The 15543-nt window shown below is 37.6% G+C and carries 16 protein-coding genes; 8 read left to right on the top strand and 8 right to left on the bottom strand.

What is annotated here, in order from left to right:
• Window positions 1–50: 50 nt before the first annotated feature.
• On the bottom strand, window positions 51–512 hold the full coding sequence (locus FJR09_RS07875) for a pyridoxamine 5'-phosphate oxidase family protein (protein ID WP_015078861.1): 462 nt from the start codon (window positions 510–512) through the stop codon (window positions 51–53).
• Window positions 513–719: 207 nt separating this feature from the next.
• Window positions 720–1622 (bottom strand): alpha/beta fold hydrolase, encoded by a 903-nt coding sequence (locus tag FJR09_RS07870; protein ID WP_015078862.1) that lies wholly within the window; start codon window positions 1620–1622, stop codon window positions 720–722.
• Window positions 1623–1728: 106 nt separating this feature from the next.
• Here FJR09_RS07870 and FJR09_RS07865 point away from each other — a divergent pair, with 106 nt between their 5' ends.
• Window positions 1729–2595, top strand: a complete 867-nt coding sequence (locus FJR09_RS07865) for a shikimate dehydrogenase (RefSeq protein ID WP_148766439.1) — start codon at window positions 1729–1731, stop codon at window positions 2593–2595.
• 143 nt (window positions 2596–2738) lie between these two features.
• Here FJR09_RS07865 and FJR09_RS07860 read toward each other — a convergent pair whose 3' ends face one another.
• The gene (locus FJR09_RS07860) at window positions 2739–4613 is read right to left on the bottom strand and encodes a hypothetical protein (protein ID WP_168652792.1); all 1875 of its coding nucleotides are present in this window, start codon (window positions 4611–4613) and stop codon (window positions 2739–2741) included.
• Window positions 4614–5218: 605 nt separating this feature from the next.
• Between FJR09_RS07860 and FJR09_RS07855 the strand changes: the two genes are divergently transcribed.
• Both FJR09_RS07855 and FJR09_RS07850 read left to right on the top strand, forming a co-directional pair.
• Complete coding sequence (locus tag FJR09_RS07855; RefSeq protein WP_168652791.1) at window positions 5219–6457, top strand: ATP-grasp domain-containing protein; 1239 nt, start codon at window positions 5219–5221, stop codon at window positions 6455–6457.
• Between the two features lie 137 nt (window positions 6458–6594).
• Window positions 6595–7497 (top strand): succinyl-CoA synthetase subunit alpha, encoded by a 903-nt coding sequence (locus tag FJR09_RS07850; protein ID WP_015078866.1) that lies wholly within the window; start codon window positions 6595–6597, stop codon window positions 7495–7497.
• Window positions 7498–7630: 133 nt separating this feature from the next.
• On the opposite strand, the gene FJR09_RS07845 is transcribed toward FJR09_RS07850, so the two are convergent.
• Together FJR09_RS07845 and FJR09_RS07840 are read right to left on the bottom strand one after the other, a co-directional pair.
• The gene (locus FJR09_RS07845; protein WP_168650719.1) at window positions 7631–8734 is read right to left on the bottom strand and encodes an aromatic ring-hydroxylating dioxygenase subunit alpha; all 1104 of its coding nucleotides are present in this window, start codon (window positions 8732–8734) and stop codon (window positions 7631–7633) included.
• Window positions 8735–8883: 149 nt separating this feature from the next.
• Window positions 8884–11145, bottom strand: coding sequence for a heavy metal translocating P-type ATPase (locus FJR09_RS07840; protein WP_168652790.1), 2262 nt, complete (start codon window positions 11143–11145; stop codon window positions 8884–8886).
• Between the two features lie 153 nt (window positions 11146–11298).
• On the opposite strand from FJR09_RS07840, the gene FJR09_RS07835 reads away from it, so the two are divergent.
• On the top strand, window positions 11299–12219 hold the full coding sequence (locus FJR09_RS07835; RefSeq protein WP_168652789.1) for a histone deacetylase: 921 nt from the start codon (window positions 11299–11301) through the stop codon (window positions 12217–12219).
• A gap of 10 nt (window positions 12220–12229) precedes the next feature.
• Here the strand turns inward: FJR09_RS07835 and FJR09_RS07830 are convergent, their stop codons facing one another.
• The gene (locus tag FJR09_RS07830; protein WP_168650725.1) at window positions 12230–12772 is read right to left on the bottom strand and encodes a GNAT family N-acetyltransferase; all 543 of its coding nucleotides are present in this window, start codon (window positions 12770–12772) and stop codon (window positions 12230–12232) included.
• Between the two features lie 273 nt (window positions 12773–13045).
• Here FJR09_RS07830 and FJR09_RS07825 point away from each other — a divergent pair, with 273 nt between their 5' ends.
• The gene (locus tag FJR09_RS07825; protein WP_015078871.1) at window positions 13046–13183 is read left to right on the top strand and encodes a hypothetical protein; all 138 of its coding nucleotides are present in this window, start codon (window positions 13046–13048) and stop codon (window positions 13181–13183) included.
• Between the two features lie 47 nt (window positions 13184–13230).
• Here the strand turns inward: FJR09_RS07825 and plsY are convergent, their stop codons facing one another.
• Entirely contained in the window at window positions 13231–13902 is a 672-nt protein-coding gene (gene plsY, locus FJR09_RS07820) for a glycerol-3-phosphate 1-O-acyltransferase PlsY (RefSeq protein WP_168650723.1), read from the bottom strand.
• Between the two features lie 4 nt (window positions 13903–13906).
• Between plsY and FJR09_RS25075 the strand changes: the two genes are divergently transcribed.
• The 3 genes from FJR09_RS25075 to FJR09_RS25065 are packed head-to-tail and all read left to right on the top strand — an operon-like array spanning window position 13907 to window position 14323.
• Window positions 13907–14047: a hypothetical protein gene (locus FJR09_RS25075; protein ID WP_254433060.1), complete on the top strand. Its 141-nt coding sequence runs from the start codon at window positions 13907–13909 to the stop codon at window positions 14045–14047.
• A 32-nt stretch (window positions 14048–14079) separates the two neighbouring features.
• Entirely contained in the window at window positions 14080–14223 is a 144-nt protein-coding gene (locus tag FJR09_RS25070) for a hypothetical protein (protein ID WP_168694533.1), read from the top strand.
• A complete protein-coding gene (locus tag FJR09_RS25065; RefSeq protein ID WP_254433059.1) occupies window positions 14168–14323 on the top strand; it encodes a hypothetical protein in 156 nt (51 codons plus the stop codon). The genes FJR09_RS25070 and FJR09_RS25065 overlap by 56 nt, the downstream gene beginning before the upstream one ends.
• Here the strand turns inward: FJR09_RS25065 and FJR09_RS07810 are convergent.
• The gene (locus FJR09_RS07810) at window positions 14320–15495 is read right to left on the bottom strand and encodes a DUF3086 domain-containing protein (protein WP_015078873.1); all 1176 of its coding nucleotides are present in this window, start codon (window positions 15493–15495) and stop codon (window positions 14320–14322) included. The genes FJR09_RS25065 and FJR09_RS07810 overlap by 4 nt on opposite strands.
• Between the last annotated feature and the right edge of the window lie 48 nt (window positions 15496–15543).

The following is a 15543-nucleotide window of genomic DNA, read 5'->3' as shown; positions in this document are numbered from 1 at the left end:
TGAAAATTGCTGTAATTTTGGTTTTATTGGGATTATGGCAATTTACATAATTAACGGTGTGATAGTTCCAAAAAACTAATCGTTTGCGGACTAGAACTAGATGAACTCTCCCAATAATCTACTTGATTAACTTTGACTTTCAGTAATGCAAGATTTGGTTCATTTATTCCTTTTGGAAACCAAGTTTGTAATTTGTGTTGCCATTTTCCTTGCAGTTGATTACGATCTCTTGTTAATTGGGCTGTTCCTAATATGGAAACATATCGTTGTTGATTAGGTGCGGAAAAACTAATATTCACCTGTTGATGATGTTCGATTTCTACTACTTTATGGGAATTGACTAATGTAAAAAACCAGAGTGTAGCATCATTGTCAATTTCATTACAAATTGACATAGGACGACTATGTAAAGTGGCATCATCATCAACTGTGGTTAACATCCCACATTCAAAACCTGCAAGCAGGTTACGCAATTCTTGAACTTGTGGTTTTGTGTCTACAGATTGTGTCATTATATCTATAATTTTAGTGTTATGGACATGAGTTACATTTTTAGTGTTAAAGGTTTTCGATTTATATACATGAGTCTAAAGAAGTAATTATCAAAATCTGCTATTACCAATTTATAACTAAATAAATATACCTTAAAGAAGATGTCAATTAGATAAAATTATAATTAAAATACTTTGGGCTGGGCATATTGCCCGCCCATTTTATTTTTAACTCAAATTAATTACCCAATCCCGTAAATGTGAGTTCACTTGTTCAGGAATTTCATCATGGGGACAATGACCAGCTGTGAGAAAATATTCTGTTAATTGGGGATAATATTCATGGAATTTTTGGGAACGTTCTCGCGCTTTCATCCAAGGATCTGCTTCTCCCCATAATAACAATAATGGACAAGTTAATTGTTTAAGTAAAATGTCAACTTTTGCCCCTTGAGGACTACTAAAAACAGAAACAAATACATCTAACGCCCCTTGATCAAAAGCTGGACGCTGAATTTCTGCTACTAATTGATCTGTAATTGCACTTTGATCAAGATAAACTTTTGCTAAGGTTCGGCGAATTACCCACTTTTGGCGCGTATATTGAAATAATAAAGACTGGGCTAAACGTTGTTTAAAAAACCATTTAACAGTTTTACCTAAAACTTTTTGTAGAGGATTGATAGCAGGTTGAATTTGATTTTCTGGTGGGGAAAATGGACCAGCACTATTAAGTAATACCACACCAGCAGCACTGTCAGGACGTTGGGAAGCAACGCATAAACAAGCGTAACCACCTAAAGAATTACCTGCTAAAATTGTCTTTTGACCGATGACTTCACTGATAAAATCATGGAGTTGGTCGCGCCACAAGTCACCGCTATACTGTAAATTAGGTTTGGCGGAACGCCCAAATCCTAACAGGTCAATGGCAAATACTTGGAAATCTGCACTTAATTCTGTGATATTCTTGCGCCAATGGTCTGTGGAAGCACCAAAACCATGTACTAATAGCAAGGGTGGACGCTGAAGGTGTGGTTCTCCTGCTTGTACATAGTACACATTGTGTCCGCGCCATTGCCAGTATTGACCAGGAATCGGATTTGTGGAGGAAGCGATACTTGTTTGCATATTACAAAGAAATATTAAGTTACTGTGAATAATTGTAAATCAAATTATTAACCAACGGACAACGGACAACGGACAACTGACTACTAACAACTGACAACTAATAAAAATGATTACTGGAAAAACGCAACTTTTGGGAGTTATTGGACATCCTGTGTCACATTCCCTTTCACCATTGATGCACAATGCGGCTTTGGCTAAACTGGGATTAGATTATGTGTATTTGCCTTTTCCCGTTGCACCAGAAAATTTAGAGAGAGCGATCGCAGGTTTTGCTAGTATTGGTGTTGTAGGATTTAGCATCACAATTCCCCATAAACAAGCAATATTGCCGTTATTATCCGAAATTTCCCCGATTGCTCAAGCTATCGGTGCAGTGAATACCGTCACTCGTCAAGGTGATAAATGGGTGGGGACAAACACAGATGTGGCAGGATTTATTGCCCCTTTACAAACAACATATCATCAAGATTGGAGTCAGAAAAAAGCGGTAATTTTAGGGAATGGTGGGGCAGCGAGGGCTGTGGTAGCGGGTTGTATTCAACTGGGTTTGGCAGAAATTCACGTGGTAGGGCGGAATTTACAAAAATTACAAGCATTTACTCAAAGTTGGCAAAATTCACCCTTTGCAGATAAATTTCAGGTGCATGAATGGCAAGAATTACCGAACCTACTCCACCAAGCTAACCTACTGGTAAATACAACCCCGATGGGAATGTATCCCCATGTTGATGAATCGCCATTGAGTAGTCAAGAAATGGGTTATTTGCCTGGTGATGCCATTGTCTATGATTTAATTTATATCCCTAAACCCACCAAATTTTTGCACCTAGCCGAAAAACAAGGAGCAATTATGATTGATGGTTTAGAAATGCTTGTCCAACAAGGTGCAGCAGCCTTAAAAATCTGGTTACAACAGGAAACAGTCCCCGTCAACGAAATGCGTCAAGCATTGCAAAATCACCTGGGGATATGAGGAGTCAGTTGTCAGTAGGGGCGAAGCATTTGGAAGATAAATTATCGATCATTGCCAAAAATAGTTCTCCAAATGCTTCGTCCGTACAGTTGTCAGTTGTCAGGAAGAAAATTTCTCCCCTGCTCCCCAGTCCCCTACTGTGGTTACCGCATATCCCTTTCCTGTCCTTGGGCATTATAGATAAATACAGGAAGTTGAGCATTTTGACCAATGACAGCAAGAGCATATTTCAAGCTTTGGAAATGACTTTGTATTTCTCGATTATTAGCTTGTAATAATCGGTCATATTTAGGAGTTAAGCGGACACTAATTTTCTGATTCTTGATAGTAAAAGTACAAATCTTAATGGTATTGGTACAAGTCCTATTGAGTTCAGCGCGAGTTTGAGTTAAATCACCATAGAGTTGGAATTGTTCTTGTGCCTGTTTTAGAGATGCTGTATAGGGTTCAATCAGGGCTGTAGCTTGATTGAAATAGAAACTATCTTGACTCACTTGTTTAGCAGCTTCTAAAGCCTGTTCCCAAGACTTGACCGCACCTTGCCATTGATTTTGATTACTATAGGCTTGAGCTTGATTAGCGGCTTTTATAGCTTGTTGATAGGATGTGGCTGCTAATTGTTCTTTTTTGGCGCGATCGCGGGCTACAATAATTTTTGGTTGGTATTCTGCTAATAGCTTGCGGGCATTCTCAGTTTCCAAACTATCTATAGGGATAATCTTTAAGGTATTAATTGCTGTCTGGAAATCAGATTCTACCTTTTGCCATTCGGGTGCAGATTTAGCAGTGGCTTGGCGTTTAGTAGCGTTTTCTCCTAAAGTTTTGGCATTGGCAATTCTTTGTACCCATGTTTCCTCTTTAAGCAACTGATCATTAACAGTTTTTAAAGTATTTTGATAATTTGATAAATTAGCTGTTACCAATCCATAGAGTTCATGACTTGGGTTAATTATCTCTAATGAGGTAATTGCCTCTCTCCACAACTTTTGTCTATTGCGTAACTCATCTAAACTCTGAGGAGGAGTTTGAGTTTTTTTCTGGGCTGAAGATCCTATTTGTAAGGCTTTTAGCACCTGGTTGATTTTTGTTGACTGTTCAGAAAAACTATTAACCAATACCTGAGAGTCTTGATAACGGGGAGACCACTCAGGAATTTCTTGCAAATCTGCAACTACTTTATCTAGTTTTTGTTGCATTGTTAATAAGTCTTTTTGTGATTTTGTCCGTTTGATCTGCTGCTGATACTCACTTTTAAATTGCTGTGCTGTTTGTAATTCCTTACATTCAGAAATTACACAACCACGATGGAGAACGAAAGCACCACTACTGGCAAGGAGGGCGATAACTACAGCCGTACCAATCATTATTTGTACGGGGGGAAGTGATAGTGATAATTGTCTGTTTCTGGGTTTGTCTGCGATATTCGCAAAAGGAGCAAACTTTTCTTCAATGTCTTCAATTTTCTCAACTTCGTTTTCATCCAGAGATAAATGTGAATCTAGTAGTAAATAATCTGAGAAAGATTCTTCGGAACTGGGAAGAAATGAATCAATAATGGGTTCGTCTTCGGTGTCTGTAATTGGAGATGATGGTGTTTGAAGATCAGCAGAAATAAAGAGACTGTCTCTCTCATTTTCTATGTTCACTGTTTCTCTTTCTCTGTCTACTGTAGGACTTGGAAATTCATCCTCAGTTTCTTGTTCTGAATCTATACTGGGAATTTGAAAATCTAGGAAATATTGAGCATAGGGACGCCTTTCTCCAGCAATTCTCAAGAAAAATTGTACCCGTTGAGTTTGGTAGTTGAATTGCCATTGCAGTGCTTGTTCTAACACCTCAAAAACTTGCTGTGTGTCAACTAACACATCGGCAGGATGTTGAGTTAAAATCATCAATTCATCATTTCTGATGGCGCATTTGACCTGGAAATCCTGACTATCAAGCAGTTGAGCCACTAATCTTTCCTGCAAGATATCGCTTAAAACCTGTAGATATTGTTGTTGAACTGTTGCTTCCATAAAGCGTTACTGCCACTCTTTCTATATAGTTTTGATTATCAAGGGGACTGGGAATTTAGGACTAGAGACTAGTACCGCAGGGCGGAATTAAAAATTAACAATTAAAAATTAAAAAAGCAGATGGTATAAGCTTTTTAGGGATTTTTTAATGGTTATCTTACTTACGCCGCAGTGTACTAGTAGTCTGTCAAAGACATTTTGACGGGTTTTTGGTAGTGCGGGCATACTTCGACCCTTCGACCCTTCGACCCTTCGACAGGCTCAGGGCATCGCAGGCTCAGGGCATCGCTTGCTCAGTATAAGTCTTGCCCGCGTGAGCGAGACGCTCACACTACAGTCCATCATTTTTATCTTGACAAACTACTAGTTTTACATCCAATAGAATCAGTTTCTAGCAGAAGGTTAAATTTGTCACGAAGAATACAGTCAAGGGTGATAATTTAGACTTCTATTTTTTTATACAGCTAGATTATAAATTAGACAATCCAATGACAAAATAAATTTTCAGTTAAGCAAAACCAAATTCTATAATTTTCGGTATTGGGCAAAATATCAGATAGCATCTAAGAAAGTGCGTTAGACTTGTCAATACAAGGTGTGTCTCAATGGATTTATTGGAGTATCAAGTTAAAGAATGGTTTGGTAAAATCGGGATTCCGGTCTTACCATCTCAAAGAATAGACCATCCCACAGATTTAAAACGGTTAAAAATTCGTTATCCGATTGTTCTAAAATCTCAGGTACAAGCAGGGGAAAGGGAAAAAGCTGGTGGAGTTAGGATTGTAGAAACTACGATTGATGCGATCGCTGCTGCACAGAATATATTTAATTTACCAATTTGGGGACAATTGCCGGAGGTTTTACTGGCAGAATCGAAGTATGATGCCCAGGAGGAATTTTATCTAGCTGTAGTTTTAGATACTGCGCTGTGTCGTCCCGTTTTATTGGGTTGCACAGAAACCAATATTGACTGGGAGACAGCAGGGGAAAAAATTCAGCACGTGGTGGTAGAACAGGAATTTTCGCCATTTTATGCCAGACGACTGGCTTTGAAAATGGGTTTGCAGGGTGAGTTGATGCAAACTGTGAGCGATATTGTCGAGAAGTTGTACCAGTTATTTGTGCAAAAGGATTTGGATTTGGTGGAGATTCATCCTCTGGGTGTGAACTCTGCTGGTCAAGTGATGGCGCTCAATGGCAAGGTTAGGGTGAATAAACAAGCTATTAATCGTCATCCTGAAATAGCTGAAATGGCTACGAAACTGGTTGGTCTTCTTCATGGTAATAAAAAAGGGAGCGGCTTGTTGAGTAGCTGGGATGGGATAGAAATGCCAGGTAAGATTTGTATATTAGGTAATGGGAAAGGTTCTGTGTTAACAACTTTGGATGAGGTTGTTAATGCTCATGGTAAACCTGGTAAATGTGTCAATTTGCGCCATTCTTTTATGAGTGATACTAAACTGAAAACTTTTGGCGATCGCCTGATTAGCAGTTTAACAAGTTTGGCCAGTGATGTGAATGGTCAAGTTATTTTAGTCAACTTTTTGGGGACTATTCCTCAAGTTGACCAACTCCCCGAAATTATTACCAAATTCCTCCATTTGGACAGAATTGAAATTACATCTCAAATGTCATCTTCCAATGGAAATAAAAATCAGCAACCATTAAATTTACCCTATTTAGTCCTCCGTTTGGCAGGTTCTGAATTTAATCATGTTAGAGAAAATTTAGTTCCACTACAAACCTCTAATCAATCGCTGATAGTTGTAGAAAATTTAGATGAAGCAGTTAAGGAAGCAGTTCGTTTAGCTAAGTTATCTGTGCAGAAAAAAGGGAATAGGTAAAAAGCAAGATTTTTACCAATTACAACGAACAACTGTACGGGCGAAGCATTTGGAGAACTATTTTTGGCAATGACCGATAATTTATCTTCCTAATGCTTCGCCCCTACTGACAACTGACAACTGACAACTGATAAACTATGAATTTAACAACAGAAAGTAAAGTTTTAATTCAGGGATTTTGTGAATTTATCTCAGCAACTCATATTGCTCAAATGCAGGCTTATGGCACAAATTTAGTAGCTGGTGTTAATCCTGGGTATGGTGGAAAACAAATATATAATCTACCAGTGTTTGATTTGGTAGAGGAGGTTGTGGCCAAATTTGGACAGATTGACACCACAATCATTTGTGTTCAACCTTATCAGGTTTTGGATGCAGCATTAGAAGCGATCGCCTCTAACATCCCCCAAATCATCATTACCACCGCTGGTGTCCCAGCTTTGGATATGGTACAACTCCTTCGCAAAACAGAAGCTGGTGAGACTTTAATTATTGGCCCCAATAGTCCAGGAATTATCGTTCCTGGGAAAATTCTCCTGGGGACTCACGAACGCGAATTTTATATCCCTGGTTCTGTGGGAATTGTTAGCCGTAGCAGTACACTTACCTATGAAGTCGCTTGGGAATTAACAAAGGCGGGTTTGGGGCAATCAATTGGTGTTAGTATTGGTAGTGATGCGATTGTTGGTTCTTCATTCCTGCAATGGTTGCAAATTCTTGATGAAGATGAGACCACAGAAGCAATTGTTTTAATCGGACAACCTGGTGGAGAAAGCGAAGAAGCAGCAGCACAATATATTACAGAAGCAATTGATAAACCTGTAATTGCCTATATTGCTGGTAGACACGCACCAACGACACAAAGTTGGCAAGAAACAGGGACTTTAGCCAGTGTAATTGGACGTTCTGCGAATTTTGGTACAGCAGAAAGTAAATTGGCCGCTTTTAAATCTGCAAAAATTCCTGTCGCTGATAGTCCCTCTCAAATTCCTAAATTGCTGAAAAATATTCTCATTCCCCAAAGTGTAACCACTAAATAACAGCTAAACACAAAATTAGTATGTATTTATACGATTTTGAAATTTTTTGGTCGTTATACTTATGATTAGGTTCTACCTGGGAATTGATGAAGTGGCCAGTCCACTTCATTTTTATTGTCAAAATCTAGATTTTTCAGTCATTAACTAATTCATCTCGCCATTTTTCACGTTTTTCTCTCTCTTCACGCACTTCTTCTTCCCGTTCCCGTGACCGCACTAATAGCCAACTTTCCCATGTCAGGGGTTTTTGTCGTTCTAAATGGTTAATAAATTGCATAATTGATAAATCTGCTTTGAGGGGAGTTTTTAAATCAAACTGCATGGTTTCTAAAATTTTATCATTAGTTTTGAGTAAGCGATCGCTAATTTTTTCCCCTATCTTTAATATCAATTTATTAATTAACTTTCCTAAAATACCTTGACGTTTTTTGCACATAAATAGGGTTTGACCTGCTGTTTTTCCCCCTGGTAATAACCGAGTTGTAAATATTATATGTAGCTGGGTAGAGTCATTAGTAAAGGAAACTATACTTGTTGTCCCATACCAATAGCAAACACTGTAATTAAAAGAATTATTAAAAAACCGCCGGTAGAGATTTAGCCAAAATGACTTTCCATTAATATTTGTAATCGTGCTAAAAATAATCGCATTTTGATTGAGTTCTTGTTTCTCCAAAACCATTTTTAATGGTAATTTATTAACTAAATTAATTTGTTGAGTATCAATACCCTGAAGAAGTAACACATTGGGATGACAATCAATACTAAATTGCGAACCGAGAGAAAAATCAAAATCTTGGTTTTCCCAATCTAAAACAAAAGGTAAAGGTTGCTGGGGAGTTTCCCCTGTCCAAACCCAAATCATTCCATATTGTTCTGCTGCTGGCCAAGTTTTAGCTTTAAGAGATACAGGTTCATCTACATTAGGAATACCAACACAAATACCTTCTGCATCAAATTTCCACCGATGTAAAACACAGCGTAATTCATTACCTTCAATTTTACCTTCAGCTAAACTCGTACCCATGTGAGGACAGTAAGCATCTAAAATAACTGCACGTCTATCTTTACCACGATATACGACTAAATCCTTCCCAAAAATTGTCACAGCTTTAATTTCACCTATCTGCAAAGATTGAGAAGGTAATACCCAATACCAACCTTCAACAAAACTCATTGATTGGTTGAAAATTTTAGGTTTACGAACCGAGTTAAGATTATCTATATGTGTGTTCATTTTTAGGGTTTTCACTTGCAGTGAAGCGGTTGATCTATTCCTATCATGAACAACTTGAAAAAACAGTTATTTTCAGTACCGTCAGCAGAAATGAATTAAAAATTAAAAATTAAAAGTTAAAAATTGAATTACCAATTACCAATCACCAATTACCTAACTCCTGGTTGAAAATTACGCAATCTTAAAGCATTACTAACTACAGAAACGGAAGAAAATGCCATTGCTGCACCGGCAATAATTGGGTTCAGTAACAAACCCAAGAAAGGATAGAGAATACCCGCAGCAATGGGAATACCAATGATATTGTAAATAAAGGCAAAAAATAGATTTTGACGGATATTATTAATGGTAGCGCGACTGAGTTGAATAGCTGTCACAATGGCTTGTAGATCTCCAGAAATTAAAGTAATATCACTAGCAGCGATCGCCACATCTGTTCCTGTCCCGATGGCAATTCCCACATCTGCTTGTGCTAATGCTGGTGCATCATTAATTCCATCTCCCACCATAGCCACAATTTTAATTTTATTTCCTACTTTTTTTTGTTGCAATGATTTAATCATTGCGGCTTTTTGGTCTGGACGCACTTGGGCAAAAACTTGAGTAATCCCCACTTGATTTGCAATAGTTTGGGCAGTTTTTTGATTATCTCCCGTTAACATTACCACTTCTAAACCTAACTTTTGCAAAGCCTTGACTGCTGTTAATGATGAAGGTTTAAGGGCATCAGTAATAGCCATAATAGCTTCTGATTTACCATTTACTGCTAACCAAATGACTGTTTTTCCTTCATTTTCCCAAATTGTTTGATGTGGTTCTAAAACATCCGTATCAATTCCTAACTCTGTAAACCAGCGTTGTGTGCCAACTTGTACCAATTGATCATATACAATTCCTTGAACACCACTACCAACAATGGCTGCAAAATTCTTAACATCAGCCAAACTCACAGCTTGATTAATCGTATATTTCACCACTGCTTCCGCTAAAGGATGTTCAGACTTATGTTCTACACTAGCAGCTAATTTTAATAATTGAAGTTCATTCCCATTCGCTGTACCCTTGATAGTTATAAAGTCTGTAACTGTGGGTTTACCTTGAGTTAAAGTTCCAGTTTTATCAACAACAATAATATTTATTTTATGTGCTAATTCTAAACTTTCAGCACTTTTAATTAAAATGCCATTTTCTGCACCTTTACCAGTTCCTACCATCACAGAAGTAGGAGTAGCTAAACCCAATGCACAGGGACAAGCAATAATTAAAACCCCTACCATTGTCATCATTGCTAAGGTGAAATTAGCTGTAATACTAAACCAGATCATAAAAGTAAGAATAGCTATCACAATTACAGCCGGCACAAACCACCCAGTTACCTGATCTGCTAACCTTTGAATTGGTGCTTTTGAACCTTGGGCTTCTTGGACTAACTTGACAATTTGCGCTAAGAAAGTATCTTTACCAACTCGCGTGGCTTTAAACTTAAAACTACCAGTTTTATTAATTGTTGATCCAATCACCTCATCTCCTGGTTGTTTTTTCACAGGTACACTTTCACCTGTTACCATTGCCTCATCTACCGTAGAATTACCATCAATTACTTCACCATCTACAGGAATTTTTTCACCAGGACGGACTAAAATTAAATCATTAACTATTACTTGATTAATAGGAATATCCATTTCCAAATCATCTCTTATTACCCTGGCTATTTTCGCCTGCATTCCCATTAATTTATGAATAGCTTCCGAAGTTTTTCCCCTAGCACGATGTTCTAAAAATCGTCCTAACAAAATCAAAGTTATAACCAGCGCTGCAACTTCATAATAAACATGAATTTCTAAGCCTTGGGAAATAAGTAAATCAGGAAAAAGCGTCACGAATAAAGAATAGAAATAAGCCGTACCCGTTCCCAAAGCAATCAAAGTATCCATTGTCGCAGTGCGGCGTTTTAAAGACTTCCAAGCATTACGGAAAAAAGATCCCCCACACCAAAATTCAACAGGTGTTGCTAATGCTAATTGCAACCAAGGATGATGAAGAAATTTAGGAACAAAAGGCAAATGTAATCCCGTCATCATCGGTAAGGAACCAAAAAACAGAATAATACTAATTACAATCCCGGTTGTTAACTTGAGAATGAGTTCCCGTTCTGCTGCTAATTTACTCGCTGCTTCTGCTGTATCCTCACCTTCTGTTTCTAACTGAAAAGATGAATAACCAGCATCTACAATTGCAGCTTGAATTTTCGCTAAATTTGTTTGTTTAGGTTCATAATTAATAGTTATCTGTTCTGCACCAAAATTAACATGACAATCAATAACTCCAGCAACGGCTAAAATTGCCTGTTCAATATTATTAGCGCAAGAAGCACAACTCATCCCTTTAAGTTTAAGACTAAGATTATTCATATCACCTCTTATAATTATCCCCCAGATCACCGACTTCTTGAAGAAGTCGGGTATCTATACGATCTATACTTCACCTATTGGTGTAATATATCATTTTAATCAGTTTCTTGACTTTCACCTATCTTACATTGCGGATTCTGGATATAGAAATGTATGTTACAAGTTATTTATTCTGACGAATTTTTAGATCACAAAACGGGAATCTACCACCCAGAAAAACCTGAACGGTTGACAGCAATAGTCAATGCTTTAAAAGCTGCAAATTTTGCCGAGAAAATTACCTGGAAACTACCTACACCCGTAACATCAAAACCATCTTTAATGTCTTGGATAGAAAATGTTCATTCTACAACCTATATTAACAAAGTTAAAGATATCGCTGCTGACGGTGGTGGTTATTTAGACGGAGATACTCCCATTTCTCCCCGCAGTTATGATGTAGCATTATTGGCAGTTAGTGCTTGGTTAGATGGAGTAGATACAGTTCTTGATACAGCAAATAAAGCTTTTGTATTAGCACGCCCACCTGGGCATCATGCGGTAAGTGATACAGGAATGGGATTTTGTTTATTTTCTAATGCTGCAATTGCAGCTTTATATGCTTTGCAACAGCCTGGAATTCAGCGCGTTGCTATCCTAGATTGGGACGTACATCACGGAAATGGGACGGAAGCAATAGTAGAAACTCACTCAGAAATTGCTTATGTTTCTCTTCACCAGTATCCAGCTTATCCCGGTACAGGGAAAACTTCTCAACAAGGTTCACATAATAATGTCTTAAATTTACCTGTTCCCCCTGGTAGCGATATTACCGTCTATCAACCATTGTGGGAAAGAAAAATCTTACCCTTTTTAACTAATTTTTCGCCAGATTTACTGATTATTAGTGCTGGTTATGATGCTAATACTAATGATCCTTTAGCGAGTGTAAATTTGCAACCAGAAGATTTTGGTTTATTTACAGAATACTGTTTAGGTATAACCAAAAAAATTATGTTTGGTTTAGAAGGTGGTTATGATTTACCAAGTCTGGCTGAATCTGTAATTGCTACTATTAAACCTTGTATATGTTAGTATTTTTTAGTTAGTAAAATTCAGAATTTTGTTTTTTACTAATTTTATATTCCACTAGATTTAAGACTTTACCACTCTCGTTAATCAGATCATACTCTCTACCAATTTTACCTCCCATTTTTTCCGCAACCCTACGGCTGGCGGTATTTGCTTTATCCAAATCATATCTAAGATATTCATAATCTAAGTTTTCTTCAGCCCATAATTTCAGGGCTGCAATTGTTTCTGTGGCGTAACCTTGTTTATATGCTGATTTTTTCAGCCAAATTCCATATCGGGGGTATTTACTATTAATTTTATGTATCCCACTACATCCTAAAAACTCTTGAGAATCTTTCTTTAAAATCACAATTACTAACTCTTCTCCTTTTTCCATTTTTAGTAAAGATTGATGAATGAAAATTTCAGTATCCTGAATTTTTTTCGATGGTTTTGAATATAAATAAGTCGTAACTTCCTGAGTAAATTCTCTAAAAATATCTGCCTTATATTCCATTGATATAGGCTGTAATAACAGACGGTGTGTAGATATCTTGAATTGGAGGAGTTCCATAGTTAGCACCAAAAGCTAAGTAATTATTAGAACAATCAAAATTACAACAATACTGCTATCAAAGTAGATCCAATTTTTACTTTCAGTGTTTTTTAGTATTGTACTTAACCGAATATAGTTAAAAGTTATCAAATTTTTAGTAATAAAATTTTGTCATCATGTCATGAAAGAGCTAAAGTTTTGTTAAGATCCGATTACAAGGAATTCAGTCACCTGGCTGTGAAGAAAAATTAGATAGTACCAGTAGCTGTATAAAGTTCAGAAGGTGAACAAATGACCACCTATATTTTTTTTGACCAAGCTCTTCAGATGCTTGTCAGTGCCTTTCTTGCGTCAGCTATCATGCTAATCGCCGTTTCAAGTATAGGTTTAGCCGTGATTGAAACCATTGAAAAAACAGGAGACAGTTAAAACTACGCTTCAAAGTAGGGACAGGGCTGAAAAAGTCAATAAGTAGTTTATTCTGTTGACGTTTCTGCCTTTTGTCCAATTTTTGGTTCTGTACCCGCAATTAATCGCTCAATATTGGTGCGGTGACGGATAATTACATATAAGCCGCCAGCAAAACCAAGAAGAATATAGGCTAAAGGTTGATGAAAAATTACCATTAAAATAGAAACCGCTACAGCCCCAGCAATAGAACTTAAAGACACAATTCTCGAAATGGCAATTACTACTGCAAAAACCCCTAATGTTGATAATCCTACTTGCCAACTAATAGCTAACAAAATTCCCACACCACTAGCCACAGATTTACCACCAGTAAAGCCGAGAAAGATTGATTTACTATGTCCTAAAAGGGCAGCTAAACCAGCTAAAGTGACTAAATAAGGTTGCCAAATTTCGATATTGACAATTGGTGGAATTAAGTTTTGAGTAGTAGCAATACTAAATAAAGCGTAACCTAAATTTATTGCTAATCCTCCTTTCAAAGCATCAATTAATAATACAAATGCCCCGGGAAGTTTTCCCAAAGTTCTCAGAACATTAGTTGCACCAGTTGAACCAGAACCAACTTCCCGAATATCAATTCCTTTTAATAGCTTACCTGCCAGATATCCAGTCGGAAAAGAACCAAAAAGGTAAGCTAATAAAATCACCACTCCACACAAACTTAACCAAAGAAACATAAATTTGTCAGTTGTTAGTTGTCAGTTGTTAGTAGGGGCGAAGCATTTGGAAGATAAATTATCGGTCATTGCCAAAAATAGTTCTCCAAATACTTCGCCCGTACAGTTGTCAGTTGTCAGTAGGGGCGAAGCATTTGGAAGATAAATTATCGGTCATTGCCAAAAATAGTTCTCCAAATGCTTCGCCCGTACAGTTGTCAGTTGTCAGTAGGGGCGAAGCATTTGGAAGATAAATTATCGGTCATTGCCAAAAATAGTTCTCCAAATGCTTCGCCCGTACAGTTGTCAGTTGTTAGTAGGGGCGAAGCATTTGGAAGATAAATTATCGGTCATTGCCAAAAATAGTTCTCCAAATGCTTCGCCCGTACAGTTGTTAGTTGTTTTGCCAATCACCAATCACCAATCACCAATGACTAATTAAAAATCATCGTCAAAATTCCGATCTTTCATAGTTTTCGGGTCAGGGGCAAAAGCTAACCAGAGAGGGAATTGCAGTAAAGCTAAACTAATTTGTTCCTCAGAATCATCAATGATAATAAAAGGCATTTGATTGGCTGTAACTAATCTCTCGGCTTTTTGGGCTAAAGCTGTCGGTGCTTCAAATAATACCACTCCTCTGTCGGGGCCAAAATCAGGACGACCAATACCTAAACAATCTTGTAAACCGCGTCGCCATTCGCCTAAACGTTCTGGAGTATTTGCTAAAATCAGAGTTCGCACCCTGTCCCCATATAGTTGATGTAATATAGAAACTGCCGACGAAGCAATTAAAATATTCTGTAAGCGGCTACCCATTGTCCGCAAAGCACCCCGTCCACCTAAGGTAAATAACCAATTTGATAGTTTTTCGGCGTGAATTGGTTCAAAAGTCCGGCGTAACTGCCAGGGTGGTCCATAATAATCTGGCTGGTTACGATATTGGTCAAGCAAGCGGCGGATTTTTTTAGTAGTATCCTGAAACTGCTGTTGGCCAAGTTGTGGGGCTTCTAATTGTTCTTTAACAGGTTTTGCTTCTCCCTGTGGTGGTTTTTCCCGTTCTCGGACAGGTTGTACCAGTTGCATTTGTTCCGCCGCTGATGCCAAATCCTGTAAACTGCCTGTGAGATAGTCCTTAAAACCCTGTACCCGAATTGCTATATCTTGAGAAGTCCCCGCAAAAGTAGTCCGCATTTCATTGCGAATGCGTTCTTGACGACGTTCGAGTTGTTCTACAGAAATTTGTAAAGTTTGTTTGCGTTGTTCTAACTGCGATAATGACTCTTGGACAACTTGCGAAAGTGCGATTTGGGTTACACTTACTTGCTTCTGAAGGGTTTCATAAGTAATTTCCAATTGAGTAATTTCTGCTTTTAAGTCTGCTGACCTATGCTGCAACTGGATTACTTTTTGCGCTGGTTGTGTATATAGTGAATCTGCCGATTCTAATGCTGTTGTTTCTGTGGTTAATGACGTTACCAATTCACCAGATGCTTCAGCTTCTAATTCTAAATCAGCAGATGGTTTTTCTAGTATTTCATCTGTAGGAGGTTGCACTTCTATTTTTTCTAACCACTTATTTATGGTTTCTGGAGTTTGAGATTCTTCTGGGTTCATAAACAACAATATAAATTTTCAGACTTACTGAATTCAGCTATGAAATTC

The organism is Dolichospermum sp. UHCC 0406, from assembly GCF_009712025.1.
GTDB classification, from domain to species: domain Bacteria; phylum Cyanobacteriota; class Cyanobacteriia; order Cyanobacteriales; family Nostocaceae; genus Dolichospermum; species Dolichospermum lemmermannii.
Note: the sequence above shows the minus strand (reverse complement) of the source record. Positions and strands in the feature narration are given on the sequence as shown.

What these genes read in the sequence shown, in the direction of transcription:
- FJR09_RS07875 (WP_015078861.1), bottom strand. Translation starts at nt 512, where the DNA reads ATGACACAATCTGTAGACACAAAACCACAAGTTCAAGAATTGCGTAAC.
- FJR09_RS07870 (WP_015078862.1), bottom strand. Translation starts at nt 1,622, where the DNA reads ATGCAAACAAGTATCGCTTCCTCCACAAATCCGATTCCTGGTCAATAC.
- FJR09_RS07865 (WP_148766439.1), top strand. Translation starts at nt 1,729, where the DNA reads ATGATTACTGGAAAAACGCAACTTTTGGGAGTTATTGGACATCCTGTG.
- FJR09_RS07860 (WP_168652792.1), bottom strand. Translation starts at nt 4,613, where the DNA reads ATGGAAGCAACAGTTCAACAACAATATCTACAGGTTTTAAGCGATATC.
- FJR09_RS07855 (WP_168652791.1), top strand. Translation starts at nt 5,219, where the DNA reads ATGGATTTATTGGAGTATCAAGTTAAAGAATGGTTTGGTAAAATCGGG.
- FJR09_RS07850 (WP_015078866.1), top strand. Translation starts at nt 6,595, where the DNA reads ATGAATTTAACAACAGAAAGTAAAGTTTTAATTCAGGGATTTTGTGAA.
- FJR09_RS07845 (WP_168650719.1), bottom strand. Translation starts at nt 8,734, where the DNA reads ATGAACACACATATAGATAATCTTAACTCGGTTCGTAAACCTAAAATT.
- FJR09_RS07840 (WP_168652790.1), bottom strand. Translation starts at nt 11,145, where the DNA reads ATGAATAATCTTAGTCTTAAACTTAAAGGGATGAGTTGTGCTTCTTGC.
- FJR09_RS07835 (WP_168652789.1), top strand. Translation starts at nt 11,299, where the DNA reads ATGTTACAAGTTATTTATTCTGACGAATTTTTAGATCACAAAACGGGA.
- FJR09_RS07830 (WP_168650725.1), bottom strand. Translation starts at nt 12,772, where the DNA reads ATGGAACTCCTCCAATTCAAGATATCTACACACCGTCTGTTATTACAG.
- FJR09_RS07825 (WP_015078871.1), top strand. Translation starts at nt 13,046, where the DNA reads ATGACCACCTATATTTTTTTTGACCAAGCTCTTCAGATGCTTGTCAGT.
- plsY (WP_168650723.1), bottom strand. Translation starts at nt 13,902, where the DNA reads ATGTTTCTTTGGTTAAGTTTGTGTGGAGTGGTGATTTTATTAGCTTAC.
- FJR09_RS25070 (WP_168694533.1), top strand. Translation starts at nt 14,080, where the DNA reads ATGCTTCGCCCGTACAGTTGTCAGTTGTCAGTAGGGGCGAAGCATTTG.
- FJR09_RS25065 (WP_254433059.1), top strand. Translation starts at nt 14,168, where the DNA reads ATGCTTCGCCCGTACAGTTGTCAGTTGTTAGTAGGGGCGAAGCATTTG.
- FJR09_RS07810 (WP_015078873.1), bottom strand. Translation starts at nt 15,495, where the DNA reads ATGAACCCAGAAGAATCTCAAACTCCAGAAACCATAAATAAGTGGTTA.